The following is a 20,887-nucleotide window of genomic DNA, read 5'->3' as shown; positions in this document are numbered from 1 at the left end:
GAAGGGGTCAGGACAGGTGGCGCAGTCGGCGGAAGCAGAACCACCCCAGCAGCGCCGACAACGCCAGGAACAGCGCCAGTTCCAGCCACTGCAACGGCCAGAACCGGCTGCCGGGCTGGTAGACCAGGTGCTGGCGGTAACCCAGGTCGGTCAACCGGGCCATGCACGAGGTGATGGACCCGCGTTCGGGGAACGCGCCCGAGCCGGGCTTGGGCACGCAGTCCTGCACCGACCCGGGCAGCGGGCGGACGGCCTTGCCGGACGCGTCCACGGTCTCGTTGGTCAGCACCCACGCGCCGTCGGGTGGGGCGACGGTCATGAAGTCGATCACGCCGTGCTCGTCGCCGCCGACCTGCCGCACGTTCTCGGCGGTGATCACCACCGACTCCTCGGTCGGGGGCAGCAGGTGGGGGCGCACCAGCAGCGGGACCAGGACCTGCACGGCGGCGAACAGGACCAGCGTCAACGCCATCGCGGGCACGGTCCGGCGCACCACCATCCCGATCGCCACCCCGAGCAGCAGCGCGAACGCGGCGTACCCGACCGGCGCGACGCCCCGCCCCGCGAACACCTCGGGCACGATCCGCGCCAACCGGTCGTCGTCCAGGTCCGCCGCGGCGTCCATCGGAGCGGCCCACCAGGTCACCGCGAGGCTCAGCAGCCCGGCCGCGGCCATCGCCGCCGGCACTCCGACCGCGAACTTCGTCGCCAGCCACCGCGTGCGGGTGACGCTCTGGTTCCACACCAGGCTGTGCGTGCCGGTCTCCAGTTCGCGGGTGACCATCGGCGCGCCCCAGAAGACGCCGATCACCGCGGGCAGCACGTACACCGCGAGCAGCGTGCCGGTGTAGAGCGTCTCCACGTCGGAGAAGTTCGTGCGCCCCACCAGGTCCGGCCCGGTGACCGCCAGGACCGCCGCGACCACGAGCACCCCGGCGGACACCGACAGCGCCGGCACCCGGAACTGCCGCCACACCAACCAGGTCATCGCAGGACCTCCAGCGCGGGCCGACTCGCGGTCGGGTTGCTCATGTACTCCAGCACCAGGTCCTCCAGGTTCAACCCGGTCACCGACCACGCCGGGTCGAGGATCGGCCCGTCCGTGCGCACGACGACGGTGGTCTGGCGGTCGGTGTGCTCCGCCGACACCACGTGCTGGTCGGACGGCAGCGTCTCCAGGTCGCGGCGCGGCCCGGTCAGGCGGTGGTGCGTGGCCAGCAGGTGCTCGACGTCCCCTTCGAGCCGGACCTGCGAGGCCACCAGCACCACCAGGTGGTCGCACACCCGTTCCAGGTCCGCGACCAGGTGCGAGGACATCAGCACGGACAGCCCGTGCTCGGCGACGGACTCCATGAGGTCCTTGAGGAAATCGCGGCGCGCCAACGGGTCCAGCGCGGCGACCGGCTCGTCCAGCAGCAGCAGTTCCGGCCGCTTGGCGATGCCGAGGGTGAGCGCGAGTTGGGCGCGTTGTCCGCCGGACAGCTTCCCTGCGGCCTGCCGGGGGTCCAGCCCGATCCGCTCGACCCGCTTGCGGGCCAGGGCGTCGTCCCAGCCCGGGTTGAGGTGCGCGCCCAGCCGCAGGTGCTCCTCGACGGTCAGCCCCGCGTAGACCGGGGTGTTCTGGGCGACGTAACCGACCTTGGCCAGCTGCGCCGGCCCGCTGCCCGGCACGCCGCCGCACACCTCGATGCGGCCGGTGGTGGGTTCGAGCATGCCCGACGCCAGGTTGAGCAGCGTGGACTTGCCCGCGCCGTTGGGTCCGACCAGGCCGGTCACGTGCCCGGCGGGGATGTCGAGCGTGCAGTGGGTCAACGCCCACTTGCTCTTGTACTTCTTGCCCAGGCCCTGGGCGCGCAAGGCGATCACGCTATGTCCTCTTCGGCTCCGGTGCGAAACGTGGCGGCGAACAACGCCTCGATGCTCTCGTCGTCCAGACCGGCCCGGCGGGCCTTGGCCAGCCAGCGGCGCAGGTCCTGGCGCAGCGGCGCGAGGGTCGCGAACGGCACCCCGGTCGAGGACGCCGTCACGAACGTGCCGACGCCCGGCCGGGCGGCGACCAGCCCGGTGTGCTCGAGCTCCCGGTAGGCCTTGAGCACGGTGTTGGGGTTGATCGCCAGGTCGGCGACGACGTCCTTGACCTTGGGCAGCTGGTCGCCCTCCTGGAGCAGGCCGAGCCGCAGCGCGTGCCGCACCTGCTGGACCAGCTGCTGGTAGGGCGACAGGCCGGACCTGGCGTCCAGGTGGAACTGGATCACGGTCACCTCCATTTATCTAGCTACCTAGCACTATAGGTAAACAGGCGACCGAGCGCCACTGGACGGCGACGGTGCGCGTACGCCAAGGTCAAGGGGAACGCTGTGCGTTGACAACGTTGTCACCAAGGAGGCCCCTGCCGATGCGACTCCTCCGCCGAGCTACGACCGCGCTGCTGGCCGCCGCGCTCCTGATCCCCGCCCAGTCCGCGCGCGCCGAGCCGGACGACGACCCGACGGCCCTGGTCGACGTCCAGCTCGCGCGCGGCGAGCCCGACGTCGACCCGACGACCCTGGTCAACCCGTTCGTCGGCACCCAGAACTTCGGCAACACCTTCCCCGGCGCGAGCACCCCGTTCGGGATGGTGCAGGTCAGCCCGGACACCGGCGGTCAAGGCGGGTACGACTACCTCCAGGACTCCATCCTGGGGTTCAGCCAGACCCACCTGTCCGGGGTGGGCTGCGGCGTCGCCGGCGAGCTGCCCGTCATGCCCACGACCGGGTCGGTGGACAACGTTGACATCTCCGGCTACCGGTCGAAGTTCTCCCACGACGACGAGGAGGCCACACCGGGCTACTACCGCGTCGGCCTCCAGCGCTACGGCGTCGACGCGGAGCTGACCGCTACCCCGCGCACCGGCTGGCAGCGCTACACCTTCCCGCCCGGCCCGGCGAACGTCCTGGTCAACACCGGACGGGCCAACCAGCAGGTGCTCGACTCGGAGGTGCACGTCGTCGGCGACCGCACCCTGGAGGGCCGCGTCCGGGCCGGCCGGTTCTGCGCCGGCCACGACGAGCACACCGTCTACTTCACGGCGAGCTTCGACCGACCCTTCACCAGCTTCGGGACCTGGCGGGGCAGCACGAAGTCACCCGGCGTGCCGGACGCGGCGGGCACGGGCGGCAACGGCGCATGGGTCACCTTCGACGCGACGACCGACCGGGACGTGGTGCTCAAGGTCGGCCTGTCCTACACGGGTGTTGAAGGCGCGCGCCGCAACCTGAAAGCCGAGACGGGCGACTCGTACGACTTCGACGCCGTGCGGGCGCAAGCGCACCGGGCGTGGGTCGAGCGCCTGAACCGTGTCGAGATCGAGGGCGGGGCACCCGAGCGGCGTGTTGCGTTCTACACCGCCCTCTACCACTCGTTGTTGCACCCGAACCTGGCCGGAGACGTGGACGGCCGGTACGCGGGCTTCGACGGCAAGACCCATGTGGCACAAGGGTTCACGCCGTACCAGAACCTGTCGCTCTGGGACACCTACCGGCCGCAGAACCAGCTGCTCGAACTGCTGGAACCCGGGGTGGCCCGGGATGTCGCCCTGTCGGTCGTGGCGGCGGGCCGCGACGGCGGCTGGCTGCCCCGCTGGGCGCTGGCCAACAGCGAGACCAACATCATGACCGGCGACCCCGTGACCCCGTTCCTGGTGGAGGCGTGGTCGCGCGGACTGCTGGCGGGCCACGAGCAGGAGGCGTACGAGCTGCTCAGGCGCAACGCGACCAGCGTCCCGCCCGCCGACTCGCCCTACAACGGCCGCTCCGGCGTCGAGTACTACGCCGAGCGCGGCTACCTCCCGTCCGGCCTCGAGGTGGGCACGGACTGCCGGCACAAGGGCGGCGACAACGACTGCGTGCACCCGGCCTCGGCGACCCTGGAGTACGCGGCGGCCGACGCGTCGCTGGCCGTCATGGCACGCGGCCTCGGTCACGACGCCGACGCGCGGATGTTCGAGCAGCGCGGCCAGTGGTTCCGCAACCTGTGGGACGGCGAGCACTTCCGCCCGCGCACGGTCGACGGCACGTGGCTGACCCCGTACAACCCGGTGGACGCCGGCCACCAGTTCCACGAGGGCGGGGCGTTCCAGTACCAGTGGCTGGTGCCGCAGGACCCCAACGGCCTGGTCGAGCTGATGGGCGGGCGCGCGGCGGCGGAACGGCGGCTGGACGCGTTCTTCGCCCACGACAAGCTGCTGGTCGACCCGGCGCGCACGGTCCGCGAGGACTGGATCACCCAGCCCTACGACTACTACGGCAAGCCCACCTACAACCCCAACAACGAGCCGGACCTGCTCGCGCCCTACTTCTACCTGTCCGCCGGGACGCCGTGGAAGACGGCGACGGTCGTGCGGGCGGCGATGACGTTGTTCACCACCGGCCCGGACGGCATGACCGGCAACGACGACCTGGGCACGATGTCGGCGTGGTACGTGTTCTCCTCGCTGGGCCTGTACCCGACGATGAGCGGCGGCGACTTCCTGGCGCTGTCCAGCCCGCAGTTCCCCGCCGCCACCGTCCACACCGGACAGAGCAGCCTCCGGATCACCGCGCCGGGCGCGAGCGACACCACCCGGTACGTGCAGGGCGTGTCCCTGAACGGCCGGGACGTCCGACGCACGTGGTTGGACTGGGACGACGTGGCACGCGGCGGCACGCTGGCGCACCGGCTGGGCACGGAACCGTCGTCGTGGGGGACCGGCCGTGGCGCGGAACCGCCGTCGATCAACCGGGCCGGGGCGGACGGGCGGCGGCACGTGGACGCGTCGCTGCGCGGGAACGCCGCCGTGCTGCCGACGTCCGCTGAGCCGCAGGCGGTGACCTTCCCGCTGGACGTCCTGGCCCAGGCGCCGGGTGCGGTGGTCGCCTCCGTCGAGGCCACGGCCCCGGCCGGCTGGGAGGTGACACGGGTGCAGCCGATGGTGCTGGTGTCCGGCCGGCTGCCCGTGCAGCGGACGGTGGCGCTGACCGTGACCGTGCCCGCCGGGACCCCGGTCGGCACGTACCCGGTGGAGGTCGTCGTGCGCGGGCCGAACACCGTGACCAGGACGGCGAGCGTCGAGGTCCGGGAGGCGGCGCGGTGTGCGGCCGACCCGTGCGCGGTGGACCTGACCCGCGAGTTCGACCACGACGGCACCGCCACCGTCGCGGCCCCGGCGTCGGGCGACTTCGACGGCCAGGGCTGGAGCTACGACGCCGACCTGCTGCCCACCGGCCCCGTCACGTGGGGCGGGGTGACCTACCTGGCACCGGACCCGACCGGGACGGCGGCGAACTTCGTGGAGGCCCGCGGCCAGGCCCTCCTGCTCCCGACCGGGCGGTACAGCGCGCTCAACCTGGTCGCCGCGTCGCACAACGGCCCGGTCACCACCGCCGTCACCGTCCGGTACACCGACGGCACCACGGCCGAGCTGCCCGTGACGGTGGGGGACTGGGCGGGCTCGGGCGGCACGGTGGTCCTGGACATGCCGCACCGCATCAAGGCCGGCAAGGGCGTCGACGGCCCTCCGGTTCGCCTGTTCGGCCTGGTCGGCGCCCTCGACCCGACCAAGACCGTCCGCTCGCTGACCCTGCCCGCCGACCCCCGCGTGGAGGTGTACGCCCTCACCCTCGACTGAACTGGCCGCGTCCCGGGGGTGGTCCGACACTGGGCGTCATGGACCTCGACGAGCTGGTCTTCCACCCCTGGGTCGCCCAGGGCCCGCGGCGGGTGCCCACGATCGTCGCCGGCGAGGGCAGCCACGTCGTGGCCGCCGACGGCCGCCGCTACCTCGACTTCAGCTCGCAGTTGGTGTTCACCAACCTCGGTCACCGGCACCCGCGGGTCGTTGCGGCGATCAAGGCGCAGGCGGACCGGCTGTGCACGCTGGCTCCCGCGCACGCCAACGACGTCCGGAACGAGGCCGCGCGGCTGATCGTGGAGGTCGCGCCGGAAGGGCTCGGGCACGTCCTGTTCACCACGGGCGGCACGGAGGGCATCGAGCACGCCGTGCGGATGGCGCGCCTGGTCACCGGGCGTCCCAAGGTGCTCGCCGCCTACCGGTCCTACCACGGCTCCACGACCACCTCGATCCACCTGACCGGCGACCCGCGCCGGTGGGCGTCGGACACCGGCGCGGCCGGCGTGGTGCACTTCTTCGGCCCGTTCCCGTACCGGTCGGTGTTCGGCGCGACCACGCCGGAGGAGGAAGGCGAACGGGCGCTCGCGCACCTGGAGCAGGTGATCCTCCAGGAGGGGCCGACGACCATCGCGGCCTTGGTGCTGGAGTCGGTGACCGGCAGCTCGGGCGTGGTCGTGCCGCCCGCGGGTTACCTGCGGGGTGTGCGGGAGCTGTGCGCGCGGCACGGGATCGTCCACATCGCCGACGAAGTCCTGACCGGTTTCGGCCGCACGGGGGCGTGGTTCGCCTGCGACCACGAGGACGTGGCCCCGGACCTGCTGGTGTTCGCGAAGGGCGTCAACTCGGGGTACGTGCCGCTGGGCGGGGTGCTGGTGGGCGAGCGGGTCTACCGGGCGTTCACCGAACGCCCGTACCCGGCGGGTCTGACCTACAGCGGCCACCCGCTGGCGTGCGCGGCGGCGGTCGGCGCCATCGAGGCCATGCACGAGGAGGACACGGTCGCGGCGGCGGCCCGCCTGGGCACCGACGTCCTCGGCCCGGGCCTCAAGCGCTTGGCCGAGAAGCACCCGTGCGTCGGCGACCTCCGGGGCATCGGTGCACTGTGGACACTCGAGCTGGTGGCCGACCGCGACGCCGGAGAGCCCCTGCCCACCGGCGGCCCGCAGATGACCGCGTTCACGAAGGCCTGCCTGGACCGCGACCTGCTGACCCTGGTGCTGGCCAACCGCGTCCACGTCGCCCCGCCGCTCAACACCACCGACGCCGACGTGACCACCGGCCTCACCGCATTGGACGAAGCGCTCACGGCCGTGGACGCGGAACTCCGGGCCGGCTGAAGCCGACCCGGAGTCCTGGGAGCGAAGTACCGATCAGGCGACGTCGAAGCGGTCCAGGTCCATGACCTTCGCCCACGCCGACACGAAGTCGTGGACGAACTTCTCCTTGGCGTCGTCGGAGGCGTAGACCTCGGCGACCGCGCGCAGCTCGGAGTTCGAGCCGAACACCAGGTCCACCCGGCTGCCGGTCCACTTGACCTCGCCGGTCGCGCGGTCACGGCCCTCGAAGGTCTCCGCCTCCGCCGAGGTCGGCTTCCACTCCGTGTCCAGGTCCAGCAGGTTCACGAAGAAGTCGTTGGTCAGCGCACCCGGCGTGCCGGTCAGGACGCCCAGCTCCGAGCGCTTGTGGTTGGCGCCCAGCACGCGCAGGCCGCCGACCAGGACGGTCATCTCCGGCGCGCTCAGCGTGAGCAGGTTCGCCCGGTCCACCAGCAGGAACTCGGCCGGCAGGCGGTTGCCCTTGCCCAGGTAGTTGCGGAAGCCGTCGGCGGTGGGCTCCATCGCCGCGAAGGACTCCGCGTCGGTCTGCTCCTGGGTGGCGTCGGTGCGGCCCGGGGTGAACGGGACGGTCACCGAGACGCCCGCGGCACTGGCGGCCTGCTCGACCGCGGCGACACCGCCGAGCACGATCAGGTCGGCCAGGGAGACCTTCTTGCCGCCGGTCTGGGCGTTGTTGAAGTTCTCCCGCACGCCCTCCAGGGCCCGCAGCACGATCGACAGCTGCTCGGGCTCGTTGACCTCCCAGCCGCGCTGCGGCTCCAAGCGGATGCGGGCGCCGTTCGCGCCACCCCGCTTGTCGCTGCCGCGGAAGGTCGAGGCCGACGCCCACGCGGTGGTCACCAGCTGCGAGACGGTCAGGCCGGTGGCCAGGATCTGCTGCTTGAGCGCGGCCACGTCGGCGGCGTCGACCAGCTCGTGGTCCACGGGCGGGACGTGGTCCTGCCAGATGAGCTGCTCCTGCGGCACCAGCGGGCCCAGGTAGCGCTGGATCGGGCCCATGTCGCGGTGGGTGAGCTTGAACCAGGCGCGGGCGAAGGCGTCCGCGAACTGGTCGGGGTTCTCGTAGAAGCGGCGGGAGATCTGCTCGTAGACCGGGTCGAAGCGCAGCGCCAGGTCGGTGGTGAGCATGCCCGGCGCGCGGTTGAGCTTGCCGTCCTCGGGGTCCGGGACGGTGTTGCGGGCCTTGCCGTCCTTCGGGGTCCACTGGTGGGCGCCGGCCGGGCTCTTGGTCAGCTCCCACTCGTACTCGAACAGGTTGTGGAAGAACCAGTTGCTCCACTGCGCCGGGGTCGGCGTCCAGGTGACCTCGAGGCCGCTGGTGATGGTGTCGCGGCCCTTGCCGGAGCCGAAGGTGTTCTTCCAGCCCAGGCCCATCTCCTCCAGCGGGGCGCCCTCGGGCTCGGGGCCGACGTACTGGTTCGGGTCGGCCGCGCCGTGGGTCTTGCCGAAGGTGTGGCCGCCGGCGATCAGCGCGACGGTCTCCTCGTCGTTCATCGCCATGCGGCCGAAGGTCTCGCGGATGTCGCGGGCGGCGGCCAGCGGGTCCGGGTTGCCGTTGGGGCCCTCGGGGTTGACGTAGATCAGGCCCATCTGCACGGCCGCGAGCGGGCTCTCCAGGTTGCGGTCACCGGAGTAGCGCTCGTCGCCCAGCCAGGTGCGCTCGGGGCCCCAGTACACGTCCTCGTCGGGCTCCCACACGTCCGCGCGGCCACCGGCGAAGCCGAAGGTCTTGAAGCCCATGGTCTCCAGGGCCCGGTTGCCGGTGAAGATCATCAGGTCGGCCCACGAGATCTTGCGGCCGTACTTCTTCTTGACCGGCCACAGCAGGCGGCGCGCCTTGTCCAGGTTGCCGTTGTCCGGCCAGCTGTTGAGCGGGGCGAACCGCTGCATGCCCGCGCCCGCGCCGCCGCGGCCGTCGTGCACGCGGTAGGTGCCCGCGCTGTGCCACGCCATGCGGATCATGAACGGCCCGTAGTGGCCGAAGTCGGCGGGCCACCAGTCCTGGGAGGTCGTCAGCACCTGGTCGACGTCCTTGGCCAGCTCGTCGAGGTCCAGGCTGAGGAACTCCCGCGCGTAGTCGAAGTCCTCGCCCATCGGGTTCGCGACGGCCGGGTGCTTGCGGAGGATCTTCAGGTTGAGCTGGTTCGGCCACCAGTCGCGGTTGCTGCCGCCTTCGGTCGGGTGGTTGATCCGGCCGGCGGAGACGGGGCAACCGGCGGCGCCCTCCTCGTTCAGCTCTCCGATGACGGCGTTCGGGCTGTCGGACACGGGCATCCTTCCGGGGGATTTCAAGCGGTTGCGGACTTGCAGTCGGGACAGGTGCCCCAGTAGACGACCTCGGCCTCGTCGATGCTGAAGCCGTGGTCGTCGGACGCGGTCAGGCAGGGCGCGTGGCCGACGGCGCAGTCGACGTCGGCGATCACCCCGCAGGACCGGCACACGACGTGGTGGTGGTTGTCGCCGACCCTGGCCTCGTAGCGGGCGACCGAACCGGGCGGCTCGATGCGCCGCAGCAGCCCGGCGGTGGTCAGCGCGCGCAGGACGTCGTAGACGGCTTGGTGCGACACCGTGCCCAGGCTCTCCCGCACGACACCGATGATCGAGTCGGTGTCGGCGTGGGGGTGCTCGTGCACCGCGGACAGCACGGCCAGCCGCGGGCTCGTCACGCGCAGCGACGCGCGTCGCAGCATCTGCTCGAACTCGGGGGCGGTGGGCACGGGGAGGAGTCTTCCGGATTTTCTGGAATGAATCAAGTTTAGCTTGGTGAACCTTGGCTGAACTGGGTGTTCGGGCAGCTACTGGCCACTGTCGACGGTGCGGGACTCCGAAGTGGACGGCAGTCGCCCCTCTGTGCTCGAGCAAACGCAGCCGCGCGGGCGGTGTGCCGGACCACCGGGTGTCGTGATCAGCACGCCGTGAGTTCGAGCGAATCTCTCAGCATGAAAGCGACATTGGTGGAGGTGCGATTGGGCGCGCGCACCAAGCGGTAGAGGCGGCCGTCCGGTCCTCGTACGTCTTCGTCGGCCAATTCGATGCGCGCACCTCGGAGCTTGACCCCCAACGGCTCGATGTCGCCGGGTTTCCCGAAGAGTTCCGCCGAAGCGGCGCTGACGCGTGCGCAGGACCAGAGGTTCGGCGACCGACCCTTGACTTCGTCGGCATTCTGCCACGCCTTGTACCCGACTATGGCCAAACCAGCAGCGGTCAGCGTCAGTGCGGTGAACAACCGTCGACGCGGTTTTCGCCTGGTGTCCAGCTGCGTTTCGGCGGTCGTTTTCGGGAAAGTCCGGCGACCGCTCCGAGTGTCGAGCTCGACCAGCAGGTGCTCGACGTGACCGAGATCTCGGCTTCCGCCGCGGTGGGCGCCCCGGGCAGGGCGAGTCGGTTCCGCTCCAGGACGGCCGCCAGGGCCCGCGCCGGACCGGAGAGCTCTGCGGTGACGATCACCAGCCGGTCCCGGGACGGGGTCACGCCCGCCTTGCCCGCCGCAACCCATTGCCGCACGGCTTTGTCCAGGGCTCCCTTTTTCCGGAGGCTGCGCTTGGCCTGCACGAAAGCCCGCCAACCGGAACGGAATTCGATCTATTGCGGTTTTCGAGTAGGTCAAATGGGTGGGAACGCCTGGCGGATGTCGGCTGCGCGGTGCGTGTAGTGCGGGGCGTTGTGGTCGAGGCCCACGCCCTTCAGGGCGGGCATGTCGAACAGCGGCCCGAAGTCGCCGTCCACCAGGCGTGTGGAGCCCGCGAGCGCGAGGTCGCGCAGGGACGGGTGGCCCCGCAGCGGCGCGAGGCTCGCGATGTCGCCGGCGTTGTCCAGTTCCAACCGCGTCAGCTCGGGCATGGCGGCGACGAACTCGACGTTGTCCACCTTCGTCGCGCGCAACGCGAGCTCCCGCACGGCCGTCAGCGCCGCCAGTTCACGGGTGTCGGTGAGCCGCCCGTCGTACAGCCACAGCGTGGTCACGCCCGGCGCGCCGGCCAGCCCGAGCGCCGACACCTCCGCCCGTCGCTTCATCTCCAGTCGAAGGAACCTCAGCTCCGGCTTGTCGCCGAGGACGGCGAAGTCGCCACTCGGCCACCCGTGCACGACCAGTTCCCGCAGCGACCGCAGCTCCCGCAGCCCTTCGATCCCCGGGCAGTGCGGCGTCACGAGGAACTCCAGTCCGGGCACGGCCGCCAGGTCGAGCGGTCCCCGGTGGTCCGTCGGCAGCGCCAACCGCGTCAGCCCCGGCACCCGGTAGACGGCCGAGAGGTCCTTCACGCCGCGCAGGAACGAGACCTCCGTCAGGCCCGGCAGCTCGGGCAGGAAGTCGGCGTCCTGCCGGAACCCGACCAGCACGGACGTGCAGCCCTCGTCGACGAAGCGGCGGACGATCGCGTCGACCGGCTCGTCTCCCTCGACCTCCAGCGTGCGCGTGCCGTCGCGGTCCTTGCGCACCTTCAGGCCCATGCGGCTCCTGTCCTCGCTCTGCGGTGTCCGAGATCTGCGGTGTCCGATGCGGAACTGGGGCGTGCGCCGGGTCAGGCCTTGGGGCGCTGCTTGACCCCGGCGGCCAGCAGGTCGACCACCTCGGCGATCCGGGCGGCGCGCAGTTCCGGGCGGCGGGTGGCGCCGTCGATCCAGCGCAAGTAGGCGCGGCGGTAGAACTGGGCGAGGGAGTCGAAGAACGCGGCGGCCGCCGGTGTGGCGTCGAGCGCGGCGGCGAAGTCCTCGGCGAGGTCGGCGCGCTGCGGGCCTTCCGGGTGCAGCACGACCTCGACGCGGTCACCGGCCGCCGGGTGGTTGTCGCGACACCACGCGGCGCCCAGGACGATCCGGTGGTCGGAGTCGGAGGTCTCGATGACGCCGCGGAACGGCAGGCCGGCGACGGTACCGGTGACGTGGTGCCGGGACTTCGCGCCCCAGACCTCGTCCGGGTCGAACGGGACGGGCACGACGGTGCGGCCACGCCCGCCGGAGCGGACCGTGGCGGTGAAACCACGCGCCGTCATGACGAGGATCCTAACCGGCCGCGGTGGGCCAGAACGGGCCTGGCCCACCGCCGAACCGCCGCGGTCACTGCTTGGCGTAGTTCTCCAAGCCGGTGAAGTCCAGGACCACGCACGACTCGTCGCCCACGGTCCAGGCGTCGTGGCCCGGTTCGACCACCATCGCGTCGCCGGGGCCGACGTCGGCCTCGGTGCCGTCGTCCATGCGGATGTGCATCCGGCCCGACAGCACGTAGCCGGTGTGCATGGCCTGGCAGGACTTGGTGCCGGCGATCGGCGCCACGTCGTTGGACCAGCGCCAGCCCGGTTCGAACTCGGCCCGCCCGGCGGTGGTCCCGCCGAGGGTGACCAGGTCGACGTGGCCGTGCGGGAACCGGCGGGTCTCCTCGGGGTTCTCCAGGCTCTTGGCCGCTGCGATGCTCATCGTCGTCCTCCTCATCCCTGCGTGACGGGGTAGATCTCGTCGGCGACCAGGCCGTGGGCCTCGCGGTGGACCCGGTGGGCGGCCTCGGCGTCGGGGGCCTCGACCAGGCAGAACACCTTGCCCGCGGAGTCGTCGACCCAGTAGTGCAGGTACTTCACGCCGTACTGGTCCTGCGTGCGCAGGTCCGCGGCGTGCGCCTCGGCGACGTCGGCGGCCCTGGCGCCTTCGGGCAGGTGGTTGTGCACGTCCATGAACAGCATCGCGCCCTCCTCGGGGTTGTCGGTCGCGTGCGGGGCGACGCTAGGCCCGCCGGCGTTCCCCGAGCGTTCCCGCACGGCCGGGCGTACGGTGTCGCCATGCAGGCCACCTGCCGGGTGCGCGTGCTCGGCGGGTTCGGCGTCGCGGTCGACGGCAGGCCCGTCCCCACCGACGCCTGGCGCAGCAGGCGAGCCGCCGACCTGGTGAAGCTCCTGGCGATCGAGTCCGGGCACCGCATGCACCGGGAACAGGCGATGGACCTGCTGTGGCCGGGGTTGTCCGCCGAGGCCGCCGGCGCGAACCTGCGCAAGGCCGTGCACTACGCCCGCCGCGCGCTGGGCGGCCCGGACGCCATCGCGGTGACCGGGCACGTGCTCGCGCTGTGGCCGGGCGCGGACCTGGACTGCGACCTGGAGCGGTTCGACCGCGCCGCCGACGCCGCGCTGGCCTCCGGTGACGCCACCGCGTGCACGGCCGCCGCCGCCCTCTACCCGGGCGACCTGCTGCCCGACGACCGCTACGAGTGGTGGGCGGAGGAGCGGCGCACGAAGGTCCGGACCCGCTACCTGGCCCTGTTGCGCGCGGCGGGAGACTGGGCGCGGCTGCTGGAGTGGGACGAGACCGACGAGGAGGCCCACCGCGCGCTGATGCGGCAGCACCTCGCGGCCGGGCGGCGGCGGGAGGCGTTGCGCCAGTTCGAACAGCTCAGGCGGGCGCTGCGGGAACGCATCGGCGTCGGCCCGGACGCCGAGACGGTCGCCCTCTACGAGTCGGCCCTGGCCGAGGGCGGCGACCCGCCGTCGGTGGCGCAGACGGTGGGCGTGACGCTGGCCAACGGCCTGGTCGCCTGGGGCCGGCGCAACCTGGAGGAGGCCGAACGACTGGCCAAGCGCGCCCGCGCGCTGGCCCTGGACGCCAACCTCGGGCACGAGCTGGGCGAGGCGTCGACCCTGCTGGCCCTGGTCGCCTACGCCCGCGGCACCTGGCACGAGCAGTTCCGCCGGGAGTTCGTGGACTCGGTGCGCCGGTCGACCGAGCTGGAGGCGGCGGTGTTCGACGCGCACCTGTGCTTCCAGGAGTTCTACCTCTACGGGCCGGAGGGCCACGAGGGCGCGGAGGCGTTCGGCCGCGACCTGCTCGCCATCGCCACCGACGCGGGCTCCGCGGGCGGACGAGCGCTGGCCCACTTGCTGCTGGGCGAGTTCGCGCTGCTGTCCGGGCACCTCGACGACGCCGTGTCGCACCTGTCCCGGTCGCTGGTGGACGCCGAGCGGGCGGGATGCGCGTCGGCCCGCTGCATCGCGCTGGAACGCGCCGCGGAGGCGAGCGTGCGGCGCGGTGACCGGGCGTTCGCCGTGGCGCTGCTGGAGCGCGCCATGCCGCTCGCGCGGGCCTCGGGCATCCGGTCGCACCTGGTCATCCGGGTGCACGGGCTGCGGGTGTTGGCGGCGGGCGGGCTGGTGGACGCGTTGAGCGCGGTGCGGGAGGGGGAGCGGCTGCTGGCGTCCGAGCACGTGTGCGACCCGTGCTCGATGGTGTTCCGCACCGAGGCGGCCCGCGCGTGCGCCCGTGCGGACGACCTGGGCCGGGCGCGACGGCACTTGGCGGAAGCCGAGCGGATCGGCGGCCTGTGGCAGGGCGGTCCGTGGACGGCGGCGCTGTGGGAGGTGCGGGCGGAACTGCGCCGCGCGGCCGGCCAGACGACCCAGGCGTCGGCGCTGTTCCTGGAGGCGGCCGACCAGTTCGCGGCCCTGCGCCGCCCGTGGGAGGAACGCCGCTGCCGCGCCGCCGCCGAACTCTCCGCCTGAGGAGAGCGCGGTGGGGAGCAGTTCGGCGGGTGGGCAGCTCGGCGGGGAACAGCTCGGCGGGGAGCAGCGCGGCGGGAGCCAGGGCGCGCGGGATCCGTGGGAGCGGACCCAACCGGTCGTCCGAACCGGTGCCGCCGCACGGCCGGACGGCGTAGATTCCCCGGCCATGCGCGTGCTCTTCGTCAGCCTGGCGTCGGTCGGCCACACCTACCCGCTGATCCCCCTCGCCACCGCCGCCCGCGCCGCCGGGCACGAGGTGCACTTCGCGGCGGGGGAGGCGGTGCACGGTCCGCTCGAAGCGCACGGGCTGCGCCCCTTCCGGCCCGCGGACGCGTTCTCCGAGATCTACGCCGAGGACCTCGCGCCGGACCTGGCGCGGCTCGAACCCGACCTCGTCGTGCACGGGTGGGGTGTGCCGGGGGCCGCGGAGGCGGCTCGGGCGGCGGGGATCCCGGGGGTCTGGCACGGGTTCGGGCGGATGTTCCCCGAGGGCATCGGGCTGGTCCGGCCGACCGGGGGAGTGCACCTGGACATCTGCCCGCCTTCGTTGCAGGACAAGGACTTCCTGGCCACGCAGGACCGGGTCGAACTGCGCCCGGTGCCCTTCTCCGAACCCGCGAGACCGGTCCTGCGCGACGGCCGCCCGCTGATCTACCTCACCCTGGGCACCGCGTTCGGCACCCCGGAACTGCTCACCGCGGCCGTGCGCGGGCTGGCCGCGCTGGACGCCCACATCGTCGTCGCGGCCGGTCGCGTGCGCCCTGCCGAGCTCGGGACCGTGCCGCACAACGTGACCGTGCGGGACTGGGTGGACCAGGCCGACCTGTGGCCGCACGTGGACGTCGCCGTGCACCACGGCGGCAGCGGCACGACGCTCGGCGCGCTCGCCGCCGGCGTCCCGCAGTTGCTGCTGCCGCAGGGCGCCGACCAGTTCGCCAACGCCGAGGCGGTCAGCGCGGCCGGGGCGGGGCTGGTGCTGGACGAGCCGGCCGCGATCGCCGACCTGACCTGGAAGCTGTTGGCCGGCAACGACCACCGCGACGCGGCCCGCGCCCTCGCCGCCGAGATCGCCCGCATGCCCTCCCCGGCCGAAGTCGCCCAGCGCCTGCCCGACCTCGCCGGCTGACGTGTGCGATGCTGGCCGGGAGGTCGGTGGTCGGGGGTGGGACGTGGCGGCCAAGCGCAAGAGCAGCGTGGCACCGTACGTGGCGCTGGTGGTGGCGTTGATCATCTTCGTGCCGCCGCTGCGCGAAGCGGTGGGCGACCTGCTCGCGCCACTGCTCGACCTGCTGCCTTGGCGCGCATAGTTCCTCGCGATACCGGTTCTCCCGGGTTGGTGGTCGCTTAGGCTGCGCCGCATGATCAAGCGGGTTGTGGGCGTTGTGCTGGTCGCGATCGCTTTGTGTGCGTGCACCACACAGGTGACGGGCACGCCCACGCCCGTGCCCAACCCCACCAGCCCACCGAAACCCCGGCTCGCCGCCGAGGACCTGCTCGGCGACCTGGCGGCCGTCGACCCGTGCGGATTCGTGCAGGCGCGGGACCTCGAGGAGTTCGGCGAGGTCGTCGCGGGCGCGCGGGAGTCGCTGGACAGCTGCCTGCTGACCGTCACCACCAAGGGCGGGGCCGAGCTGGACGTCACGTTCGGCACACTGGAGCAGTTGGAGTCCGAGAGCGAGCTCAAGGGCGCTGTCGAGGAGTACCGCGACCTCCGGATCGCCGAGGACTCCCAGGACGCGACCCGCTGCGCGCGCCGGATCGTGTTCGAGGACTTGGTGACGTTGGCCGTGAGCGTCGACAACTACAGCTCCGGCTCGGCGCCGCACCAGGATCTCTGCAAGCTCGTGGACCACGCCACCGAGACCACCGCGGACGCCGTGCTGGCGAAGGAGGTCGAGCACTGGAAGTACCCGGCCAAGTCGGTCGGCAGGTTGGACGCGTGCGAGGCGGCCCGCACGAGCCTGGCCCAGGTACCCGGGTTGGCCACCCCGAAGGCCCGCGTCTACCCGGCACGCCACCAGTGCCGCTGGAGCAACGACGGCACCTCCTCCACACCGCGCGCCCGGGTCACCTACGCCGTGGGCACGCCCGCGACCCCCGACGGCGCCAACGCGGTGCGGGAGGACGTGGGCGGGCGTCCCACGGTGATCACGAGGTCGTCGGCCGCCTCGGTCGCGTTCTGCGCGGCGGAGACGACGCACATCGCCTTCGAGGGCGGGGTGCAGGAGTTGGTGTTCGTGACCGTCAGCCTGCCGTCCGGCACGCCGGTGGACCAGGCGTGCGCGGCGGCCAAGGCGGTCGCGACCGAGGCCTGGGCCACCCTGCCGAAGTAACCCGACGCCCGGTCGCACCGACTGGTCTCAGCCCAGGACGCGGCCCAGGAACCCGCGCGCGTACCCGGCGATGGTGTCCAGCTGGTCCTCCAGCGCGAAGTGCCCGGCGTCGAGCAGGTGCACCTCGGCCTCCGGCAGGTCGCGGCGGTACGCGACCGCCCCGTCCGGCCCGAAGATCTCGTCGTTGCGCCCCCACACCGCCAGCAGCGGCACCTGGCTGTCCCGGAAGTACTGCTGGAACGCCGGGTACGCGTCCAGGTTGTTCTTGTAGTCCCGGAACAGCGCCAGCTGCACCTCCGCGTTGCCCGGCCGGTCGAGCAGGGGCTGGTCGTGCGCCCACGTGTCGGGGCTGATGCGGCTCACGTCCTTCACCCCGTGGGTGTACTGCCAGCGCGTGGCCTCCTCGGTCAGCAGTGCGCGCACGGCCGGCTCGGTGTCGGGGCCGGGCGCGGTGGCGTAGGCGAAGAGCGGTTCCCAGAACGGCGTGAACCCCTCCATGTACGCGTTGCCCGATTGGGTGATGATCGCGCTGACCCGTTCGGGGTCGCGGGAGGCGATCTTCAGGCCGATGGGTGCGCCGTAGTCCTGGATGTAGAGCGCGTGCCGCCGCACCCCGAGCCGGTCGAGCAGCGTCGTGGTGACCTCGGTCAGCCGGTCGAAGGTGTAGTCGAACTCGTCCACCGACGGCGCGGAGCTGTGCCCGAAGCCGATGTGGTCGGGCGCGATCACGCGGTAGCGGTCGGCCAGCGCCGGGATGAGGCCGCGGAACATGTGCGAGCTGGTCGGGAACCCGTGCAGCAGCACGATCGCGGGCGCGTCGGGGTGCCCGGCCTCGCGGTGGAACACGGTCAGGCCGTCGATGTCGGTGTGGTGGTACGTGGTCACGGTGCTTCGCCTAACTGTTTAAGTCGCTCAGAACGGTTAGATCAAACCCAAGCATGCACCGTGCTAACCTGTCAAGCGTCCGAAAACGGTTAGGAGGACGAGGGTGCTCGCCGACGCTCTGCGTGCCCACGACTGGCCCGAACGCCCCCTGGACGACCAACCCCTGGGCACCGACCTCCTCAACACCCGCTGGATCACCGGCACCACCTGGTACGACGTCCTCGACCACGACGACCTCACCCGGGCCTGGCTCACCGACCACGGCCTGCCCGCCGACCCCGTCCCGCGCGCCGAGCTGGCGCAGACCCGCGCCGCGATCGCCGCCGCCATCGCCGACCCGACCACCCTCGACGCCCTCGACCCCCTGCTGGCCCACGGCCGCCTGCGGCTGACCGTCGACGCCGAGCACCCGGACGTGGCGGACCCCCGGTGGCACGCGCCCTGGGTGTGCCTGCGCGACTTCCTGCGGCTGCGCGCCGAGCACCCCGACCGCATCCGCAAGTGCGCCAATCCGGACTGCGTCCTGCACTTCGTGGACACCTCGCGCACGGGCCGCCGCCAGTGGTGCTCGATGACCGTGTGCGGCAACCGCCTCAAGGCGCGACGGCACCACGACCGGCAGCGCGCGCGAGCGTGAGCGTCCACGCGCACCCGGCCAGCGCGATCAGCCCCGCGCCGGCCAGCGCCCACGGGATGCCCGCCGAGCGCGCGACCAGGCCCAGCAGGATCGGCCCGCCGCCCAACCCCAGGTCGATGAACGCGCTGGCCGTGCCCGACGCGGCACCTCGTTCATGTCGGCGCGCGGTGGCGAACACGGCCGAGAAGAACGCGGGCGTGGTGAACGTGACCCCCAGCGCCAGCAGCACCGTGCCGACGACCAGGCCCGGGGGAGTGGTCCACACCGCCGCGAGGACCAGCCCGCACGCGATCAACGCCAGCGCCCCGGCGGCCAGCGGCAGGGACGGGAGGCGGTCGGGCACCCGCGCGAACGCGATCCGGCTGACCACCACGACGATCCCGTAGACGAACAGCGGCAGGCTGGTGTTGGTCAGCCCCACGTCCCGGGCGTGCAGCGCGGCGAAGGTCAGGAACCCGCCGATCGCCGCCAACGACGTGCAGAACCCGAGGCTCGGCGCGATCGCCGGCCGGTGGACCAACCGCACCGGGGCCGGCTCGCGCGGGCCGCGGGTCTCCCCGATCAACGCCGCGAGCACCGCCGCCACCACGCCCAGCCCCGCCGCGCCGAGCCACGCCCAGGTGAACCCGCCGCGTTCCACCAGCACCTCGCCCAGCGGCGGCCCGAACGCCAACCCCAGGTACAGGCCCAGCGAGTTGTAGCTGAGGGCCTCGCCCAGCCGGGTGGGCGAGGCGAGGTCGGCCAGCGCCGCGAACCCCGCCACGAAGAACGCCGCCTCCGCCACCCCGAGCAGCAACCGCAACGCGACCACGGCCGCCGTCGACCCGGCCAACGCCGTCAACCCCATGCCCACCGCGCACACCAGCGCCCCGCCGACCAGCAGCGGACGCCGGCCGAGCCGATCGGTCAGCACCCCGGCGAAGGGTCGCAGCACCAGTGCCGACACGGCGAACGCCCCGAACGCGAGCCCGGCGGCGGCCTCGTCCCCGCCCAACGGTCCCGTCACGTAGAGCGGCAGCGAGTAGACGGCCACGCCGGTCGCCGTGAAGTAGCCCAGGTCGGCCGCGGTGAGCAGGACGAACCTGGTGGTGAACAGGCGGTCGTGCACCGGTCCATCGTGAGCCGGGTGCGCGCAACCCGCTATTGCAAAGAAAACTCTGCAAAGTGTACTTTGCGATCATGCCGGATGTCGTGGTCGACGAAGCCCGAGCCCGCAGCCACCCGCTGCGCCTGGCCCTGCTGGACCTGCTGGCCGGCGGCCCGCTCACGGCGACGCAGGCGGCCGCGCGGTTGGGCGTCAACAGCGGCGCCACCTCCTTCCACCTGCGACAGCTGGCCAGGTTCGGCCTGGTGGAGGCGGTCGGCGGGCGCAACGCCAAGGAGAGGCCGTGGCGACTCGTGGTCGCCGACGAGGGGGACCGCATGGACGAGCGCGACAACGACAGGTACGCCCGCTGGCGTTCCCGGCGCGACGACTACCCGGCCCCGTGGCGCCGCCAGGCCGCCGCGACCTACACCGTCCACCTGACCCCGGCCGAGCTGGACGAGCTGGCCGCGTCGATCCTCGACCTGGTCGCCCCCTACTTCGACCGCGAACAGGACCCGGCCACCCGCCCGCCGGACGCGGCGCCGGTCGCCGTCGTCACCCGCTTGTTCCCGCTCGCCACGCCCGAGGAAGTGACCAGGTGAAGCCGATCGTCCTGCTGGGCCAGCCGGTCCTGCACACCCCGACCCGTCCGGTGACCGAGTTCGACGACGACCTGCGGGAGCTCGTGGACGCGATGTTCGCCACGATGGCCGCCGCTCCCGGCGCGGGCCTGGCCGCCAACCAGGTCGGCGTGGACCTGCGGGTCTTCGTCTACGACTGCGGTCGGCAAGGTCGTGGCTGCGTGGTCAACCCGCGGGTGGAACGGCTGCCGGGAGGTCTCCAGGACGGCGAGGAGGGCTGCCTGTCGGTGCCGGGGCTGGCCTACCCGACGCCACGCGCCCAGCACGTCCGCTGCACCGGCCAGGACCCGTGGGGCGAGGAGATCGCGATCGAGGCGGACGGGTTCCTGGCGCGCTGCTTCCAGCACGAGCTGGACCACCTCGACGGCAAGCTCTACCTGGAACGCCTGGGCGGCAAGTCGCGGCGCAGGGCCGAACGGGACGTCAAGTCCGCGCCCTGGCACGGCGACGCCCTGTGGCCCGTGTGAGGTGCAGGGGTCGGGTCCTCGCGCTTGTTCCAGCCCGGCCGGCGGCTGTCGGGGAAGTTCCCGCAGCCGCCGACTCGGCGCTCGGATGTCGTTACACGGGGTCGGGCTCGTCGTCCAGCGGCACCACCCGCTGCTGGTCGGCGACGTCGGCCGGGTCGGCGTGGTGCCACGCGTCGCCCAGGGGTTCGAGCTCGTCGGTTTCGGCGTCCGGGTCGACCGGGGTGCGCTGGTCGACGGCGTCGCCCTCGGGGAGGTCCACCGCGTCGGCCTGCCGGAAGACCTCGTTCTCGACGCCCATGATCGAGTCCCTTCGTCGCGTCCGGTGGGGGTTCCGGGTCCCGTTCTACCCCGGTTGCCTGGCGGGCGCGAAAGAAA

At 72.5% G+C, this 20,887-nt stretch carries 22 protein-coding genes; 8 read left to right on the top strand and 14 right to left on the bottom strand.

The window, feature by feature from the left end:
- Nucleotides 1-7: 7 nt before the first annotated feature.
- Genes DFJ66_RS03720 through DFJ66_RS03710 form a run of 3 tightly spaced genes read right to left on the bottom strand, consistent with a single transcriptional unit; the run spans nucleotide 8 to nucleotide 2,255 of the window.
- Nucleotides 8-988, bottom strand: coding sequence for an ABC-2 transporter permease (locus DFJ66_RS03720; RefSeq protein ID WP_121217947.1), 981 nt, complete (start codon nucleotides 986-988; stop codon nucleotides 8-10).
- Nucleotides 985-1,866 carry an ABC transporter ATP-binding protein gene (locus DFJ66_RS03715; protein WP_121217944.1) on the bottom strand — a complete coding sequence of 294 codons (882 nt, stop codon included), beginning with the start codon at nucleotides 1,864-1,866 and terminating at the stop codon, nucleotides 985-987. The genes DFJ66_RS03720 and DFJ66_RS03715 overlap by 4 nt, the downstream gene beginning before the upstream one ends.
- On the bottom strand, nucleotides 1,863-2,255 hold the full coding sequence (locus DFJ66_RS03710) for a GntR family transcriptional regulator (protein WP_170199121.1): 393 nt from the start codon (nucleotides 2,253-2,255) through the stop codon (nucleotides 1,863-1,865). The genes DFJ66_RS03715 and DFJ66_RS03710 overlap by 4 nt, the downstream gene beginning before the upstream one ends.
- A 140-nt stretch (nucleotides 2,256-2,395) precedes the next feature.
- Here DFJ66_RS03710 and DFJ66_RS03705 point away from each other — a divergent pair, with 140 nt between their 5' ends.
- Together DFJ66_RS03705 and DFJ66_RS03700 are read left to right on the top strand one after the other, a co-directional pair.
- The gene (locus DFJ66_RS03705) at nucleotides 2,396-5,644 is read left to right on the top strand and encodes a GH92 family glycosyl hydrolase (protein ID WP_121217940.1); all 3,249 of its coding nucleotides are present in this window, start codon (nucleotides 2,396-2,398) and stop codon (nucleotides 5,642-5,644) included.
- A 38-nt stretch (nucleotides 5,645-5,682) separates the two neighbouring features.
- Entirely contained in the window at nucleotides 5,683-6,984 is a 1,302-nt protein-coding gene (locus tag DFJ66_RS03700) for an aspartate aminotransferase family protein (RefSeq protein WP_121217938.1), read from the top strand.
- 33 nt (nucleotides 6,985-7,017) lie between these two features.
- Here the strand turns inward: DFJ66_RS03700 and katG are convergent, their stop codons facing one another.
- The 8 genes from katG to DFJ66_RS03670 all read right to left on the bottom strand — a co-directional run bounded on the left by katG (nucleotide 7,018) and on the right by DFJ66_RS03670 (nucleotide 12,656).
- The gene (gene katG / locus DFJ66_RS03695; RefSeq protein ID WP_121217936.1) at nucleotides 7,018-9,252 is read right to left on the bottom strand and encodes a catalase/peroxidase HPI; all 2,235 of its coding nucleotides are present in this window, start codon (nucleotides 9,250-9,252) and stop codon (nucleotides 7,018-7,020) included.
- A 20-nt stretch (nucleotides 9,253-9,272) separates the two neighbouring features.
- Nucleotides 9,273-9,701 carry a Fur family transcriptional regulator gene (locus DFJ66_RS03690; RefSeq protein ID WP_121217934.1) on the bottom strand — a complete coding sequence of 143 codons (429 nt, stop codon included), beginning with the start codon at nucleotides 9,699-9,701 and terminating at the stop codon, nucleotides 9,273-9,275.
- A gap of 188 nt (nucleotides 9,702-9,889) precedes the next feature.
- Complete coding sequence (locus DFJ66_RS42090) at nucleotides 9,890-10,210, bottom strand: hypothetical protein (protein WP_147459168.1); 321 nt, start codon at nucleotides 10,208-10,210, stop codon at nucleotides 9,890-9,892.
- Nucleotides 10,195-10,536, bottom strand: a complete 342-nt coding sequence (locus DFJ66_RS42085; protein WP_147459167.1) for a hypothetical protein — start codon at nucleotides 10,534-10,536, stop codon at nucleotides 10,195-10,197. Before DFJ66_RS42085 ends, DFJ66_RS42090 begins: the two co-directional genes overlap by 16 nt.
- A gap of 51 nt (nucleotides 10,537-10,587) precedes the next feature.
- Entirely contained in the window at nucleotides 10,588-11,433 is an 846-nt protein-coding gene (locus DFJ66_RS03685; protein WP_121217932.1) for a leucine-rich repeat domain-containing protein, read from the bottom strand.
- Between the two features lie 71 nt (nucleotides 11,434-11,504).
- Entirely contained in the window at nucleotides 11,505-11,975 is a 471-nt protein-coding gene (locus DFJ66_RS03680) for a YdeI/OmpD-associated family protein (protein WP_121217930.1), read from the bottom strand.
- A 64-nt stretch (nucleotides 11,976-12,039) separates the two neighbouring features.
- On the bottom strand, nucleotides 12,040-12,396 hold the full coding sequence (locus DFJ66_RS03675) for a cupin domain-containing protein (protein ID WP_121217928.1): 357 nt from the start codon (nucleotides 12,394-12,396) through the stop codon (nucleotides 12,040-12,042).
- Nucleotides 12,397-12,407: 11 nt separating this feature from the next.
- Nucleotides 12,408-12,656: a DUF4242 domain-containing protein gene (locus tag DFJ66_RS03670; protein WP_147459166.1), complete on the bottom strand. Its 249-nt coding sequence runs from the start codon at nucleotides 12,654-12,656 to the stop codon at nucleotides 12,408-12,410.
- 96 nt (nucleotides 12,657-12,752) lie between these two features.
- Here DFJ66_RS03670 and DFJ66_RS03665 point away from each other — a divergent pair, with 96 nt between their 5' ends.
- The 3 genes from DFJ66_RS03665 (at nucleotide 12,753) to DFJ66_RS03655 (ending at nucleotide 16,795) form a co-directional block, all read left to right on the top strand.
- Entirely contained in the window at nucleotides 12,753-14,462 is a 1,710-nt protein-coding gene (locus DFJ66_RS03665) for an AfsR/SARP family transcriptional regulator (RefSeq protein ID WP_121217926.1), read from the top strand.
- Between the two features lie 166 nt (nucleotides 14,463-14,628).
- Nucleotides 14,629-15,588 carry a glycosyltransferase gene (locus DFJ66_RS03660; protein ID WP_121217924.1) on the top strand — a complete coding sequence of 320 codons (960 nt, stop codon included), beginning with the start codon at nucleotides 14,629-14,631 and terminating at the stop codon, nucleotides 15,586-15,588.
- A 232-nt stretch (nucleotides 15,589-15,820) separates the two neighbouring features.
- Entirely contained in the window at nucleotides 15,821-16,795 is a 975-nt protein-coding gene (locus tag DFJ66_RS03655) for a DUF3558 family protein (RefSeq protein ID WP_121217922.1), read from the top strand.
- A gap of 27 nt (nucleotides 16,796-16,822) precedes the next feature.
- Here the strand turns inward: DFJ66_RS03655 and DFJ66_RS03650 are convergent, their stop codons facing one another.
- On the bottom strand, nucleotides 16,823-17,680 hold the full coding sequence (locus DFJ66_RS03650; protein ID WP_121217920.1) for an alpha/beta fold hydrolase: 858 nt from the start codon (nucleotides 17,678-17,680) through the stop codon (nucleotides 16,823-16,825).
- A 103-nt stretch (nucleotides 17,681-17,783) separates the two neighbouring features.
- Here DFJ66_RS03650 and DFJ66_RS03645 point away from each other — a divergent pair, with 103 nt between their 5' ends.
- On the top strand, nucleotides 17,784-18,317 hold the full coding sequence (locus DFJ66_RS03645; RefSeq protein ID WP_211350960.1) for a CGNR zinc finger domain-containing protein: 534 nt from the start codon (nucleotides 17,784-17,786) through the stop codon (nucleotides 18,315-18,317).
- Here the strand turns inward: DFJ66_RS03645 and DFJ66_RS03640 are convergent.
- Complete coding sequence (locus DFJ66_RS03640) at nucleotides 18,274-19,425, bottom strand: MFS transporter (protein WP_170199117.1); 1,152 nt, start codon at nucleotides 19,423-19,425, stop codon at nucleotides 18,274-18,276. The genes DFJ66_RS03645 and DFJ66_RS03640 overlap by 44 nt on opposite strands.
- A 71-nt stretch (nucleotides 19,426-19,496) precedes the next feature.
- On the opposite strand from DFJ66_RS03640, the gene DFJ66_RS03635 reads away from it, so the two are divergent.
- Together DFJ66_RS03635 and def are read left to right on the top strand one after the other, a co-directional pair.
- Nucleotides 19,497-20,006 (top strand): winged helix-turn-helix domain-containing protein, encoded by a 510-nt coding sequence (locus DFJ66_RS03635; RefSeq protein ID WP_121217916.1) that lies wholly within the window; start codon nucleotides 19,497-19,499, stop codon nucleotides 20,004-20,006.
- The gene (gene def / locus DFJ66_RS03630; protein ID WP_121217914.1) at nucleotides 20,003-20,512 is read left to right on the top strand and encodes a peptide deformylase; all 510 of its coding nucleotides are present in this window, start codon (nucleotides 20,003-20,005) and stop codon (nucleotides 20,510-20,512) included. Before DFJ66_RS03635 ends, def begins: the two co-directional genes overlap by 4 nt.
- Before the next feature lie 91 nt (nucleotides 20,513-20,603).
- Here def and DFJ66_RS03625 read toward each other — a convergent pair whose 3' ends face one another.
- The gene (locus DFJ66_RS03625) at nucleotides 20,604-20,810 is read right to left on the bottom strand and encodes a hypothetical protein (protein WP_121217912.1); all 207 of its coding nucleotides are present in this window, start codon (nucleotides 20,808-20,810) and stop codon (nucleotides 20,604-20,606) included.
- Nucleotides 20,811-20,887 lie beyond the last annotated feature (77 nt).

Source organism: Saccharothrix variisporea (assembly GCF_003634995.1).
Taxonomy (GTDB): domain Bacteria; phylum Actinomycetota; class Actinomycetes; order Mycobacteriales; family Pseudonocardiaceae; genus Actinosynnema; species Actinosynnema variisporeum.
Note: the sequence above shows the minus strand (reverse complement) of the source record. Positions and strands in the feature narration are given on the sequence as shown.

Excerpts from the sequence above, each read along its gene's own strand:
- DFJ66_RS03705 (WP_121217940.1), top strand. The coding sequence starts at position 2,396 with ATGCGACTCCTCCGCCGAGCTACGACCGCGCTGCTGGCCGCCGCGCTC.
- DFJ66_RS03660 (WP_121217924.1), top strand. The coding sequence starts at position 14,629 with ATGCGCGTGCTCTTCGTCAGCCTGGCGTCGGTCGGCCACACCTACCCG.
- DFJ66_RS03665 (WP_121217926.1), top strand. The coding sequence starts at position 12,753 with ATGCAGGCCACCTGCCGGGTGCGCGTGCTCGGCGGGTTCGGCGTCGCG.
- DFJ66_RS03670 (WP_147459166.1), bottom strand. The coding sequence starts at position 12,656 with ATGCTGTTCATGGACGTGCACAACCACCTGCCCGAAGGCGCCAGGGCC.
- DFJ66_RS03680 (WP_121217930.1), bottom strand. The coding sequence starts at position 11,975 with ATGACGGCGCGTGGTTTCACCGCCACGGTCCGCTCCGGCGGGCGTGGC.
- DFJ66_RS03635 (WP_121217916.1), top strand. The coding sequence starts at position 19,497 with ATGCCGGATGTCGTGGTCGACGAAGCCCGAGCCCGCAGCCACCCGCTG.
- DFJ66_RS03685 (WP_121217932.1), bottom strand. The coding sequence starts at position 11,433 with ATGGGCCTGAAGGTGCGCAAGGACCGCGACGGCACGCGCACGCTGGAG.
- DFJ66_RS03655 (WP_121217922.1), top strand. The coding sequence starts at position 15,821 with ATGATCAAGCGGGTTGTGGGCGTTGTGCTGGTCGCGATCGCTTTGTGT.
- DFJ66_RS03675 (WP_121217928.1), bottom strand. The coding sequence starts at position 12,396 with ATGAGCATCGCAGCGGCCAAGAGCCTGGAGAACCCCGAGGAGACCCGC.
- DFJ66_RS03720 (WP_121217947.1), bottom strand. The coding sequence starts at position 988 with ATGACCTGGTTGGTGTGGCGGCAGTTCCGGGTGCCGGCGCTGTCGGTG.
- DFJ66_RS03625 (WP_121217912.1), bottom strand. The coding sequence starts at position 20,810 with ATGGGCGTCGAGAACGAGGTCTTCCGGCAGGCCGACGCGGTGGACCTC.
- DFJ66_RS03700 (WP_121217938.1), top strand. The coding sequence starts at position 5,683 with ATGGACCTCGACGAGCTGGTCTTCCACCCCTGGGTCGCCCAGGGCCCG.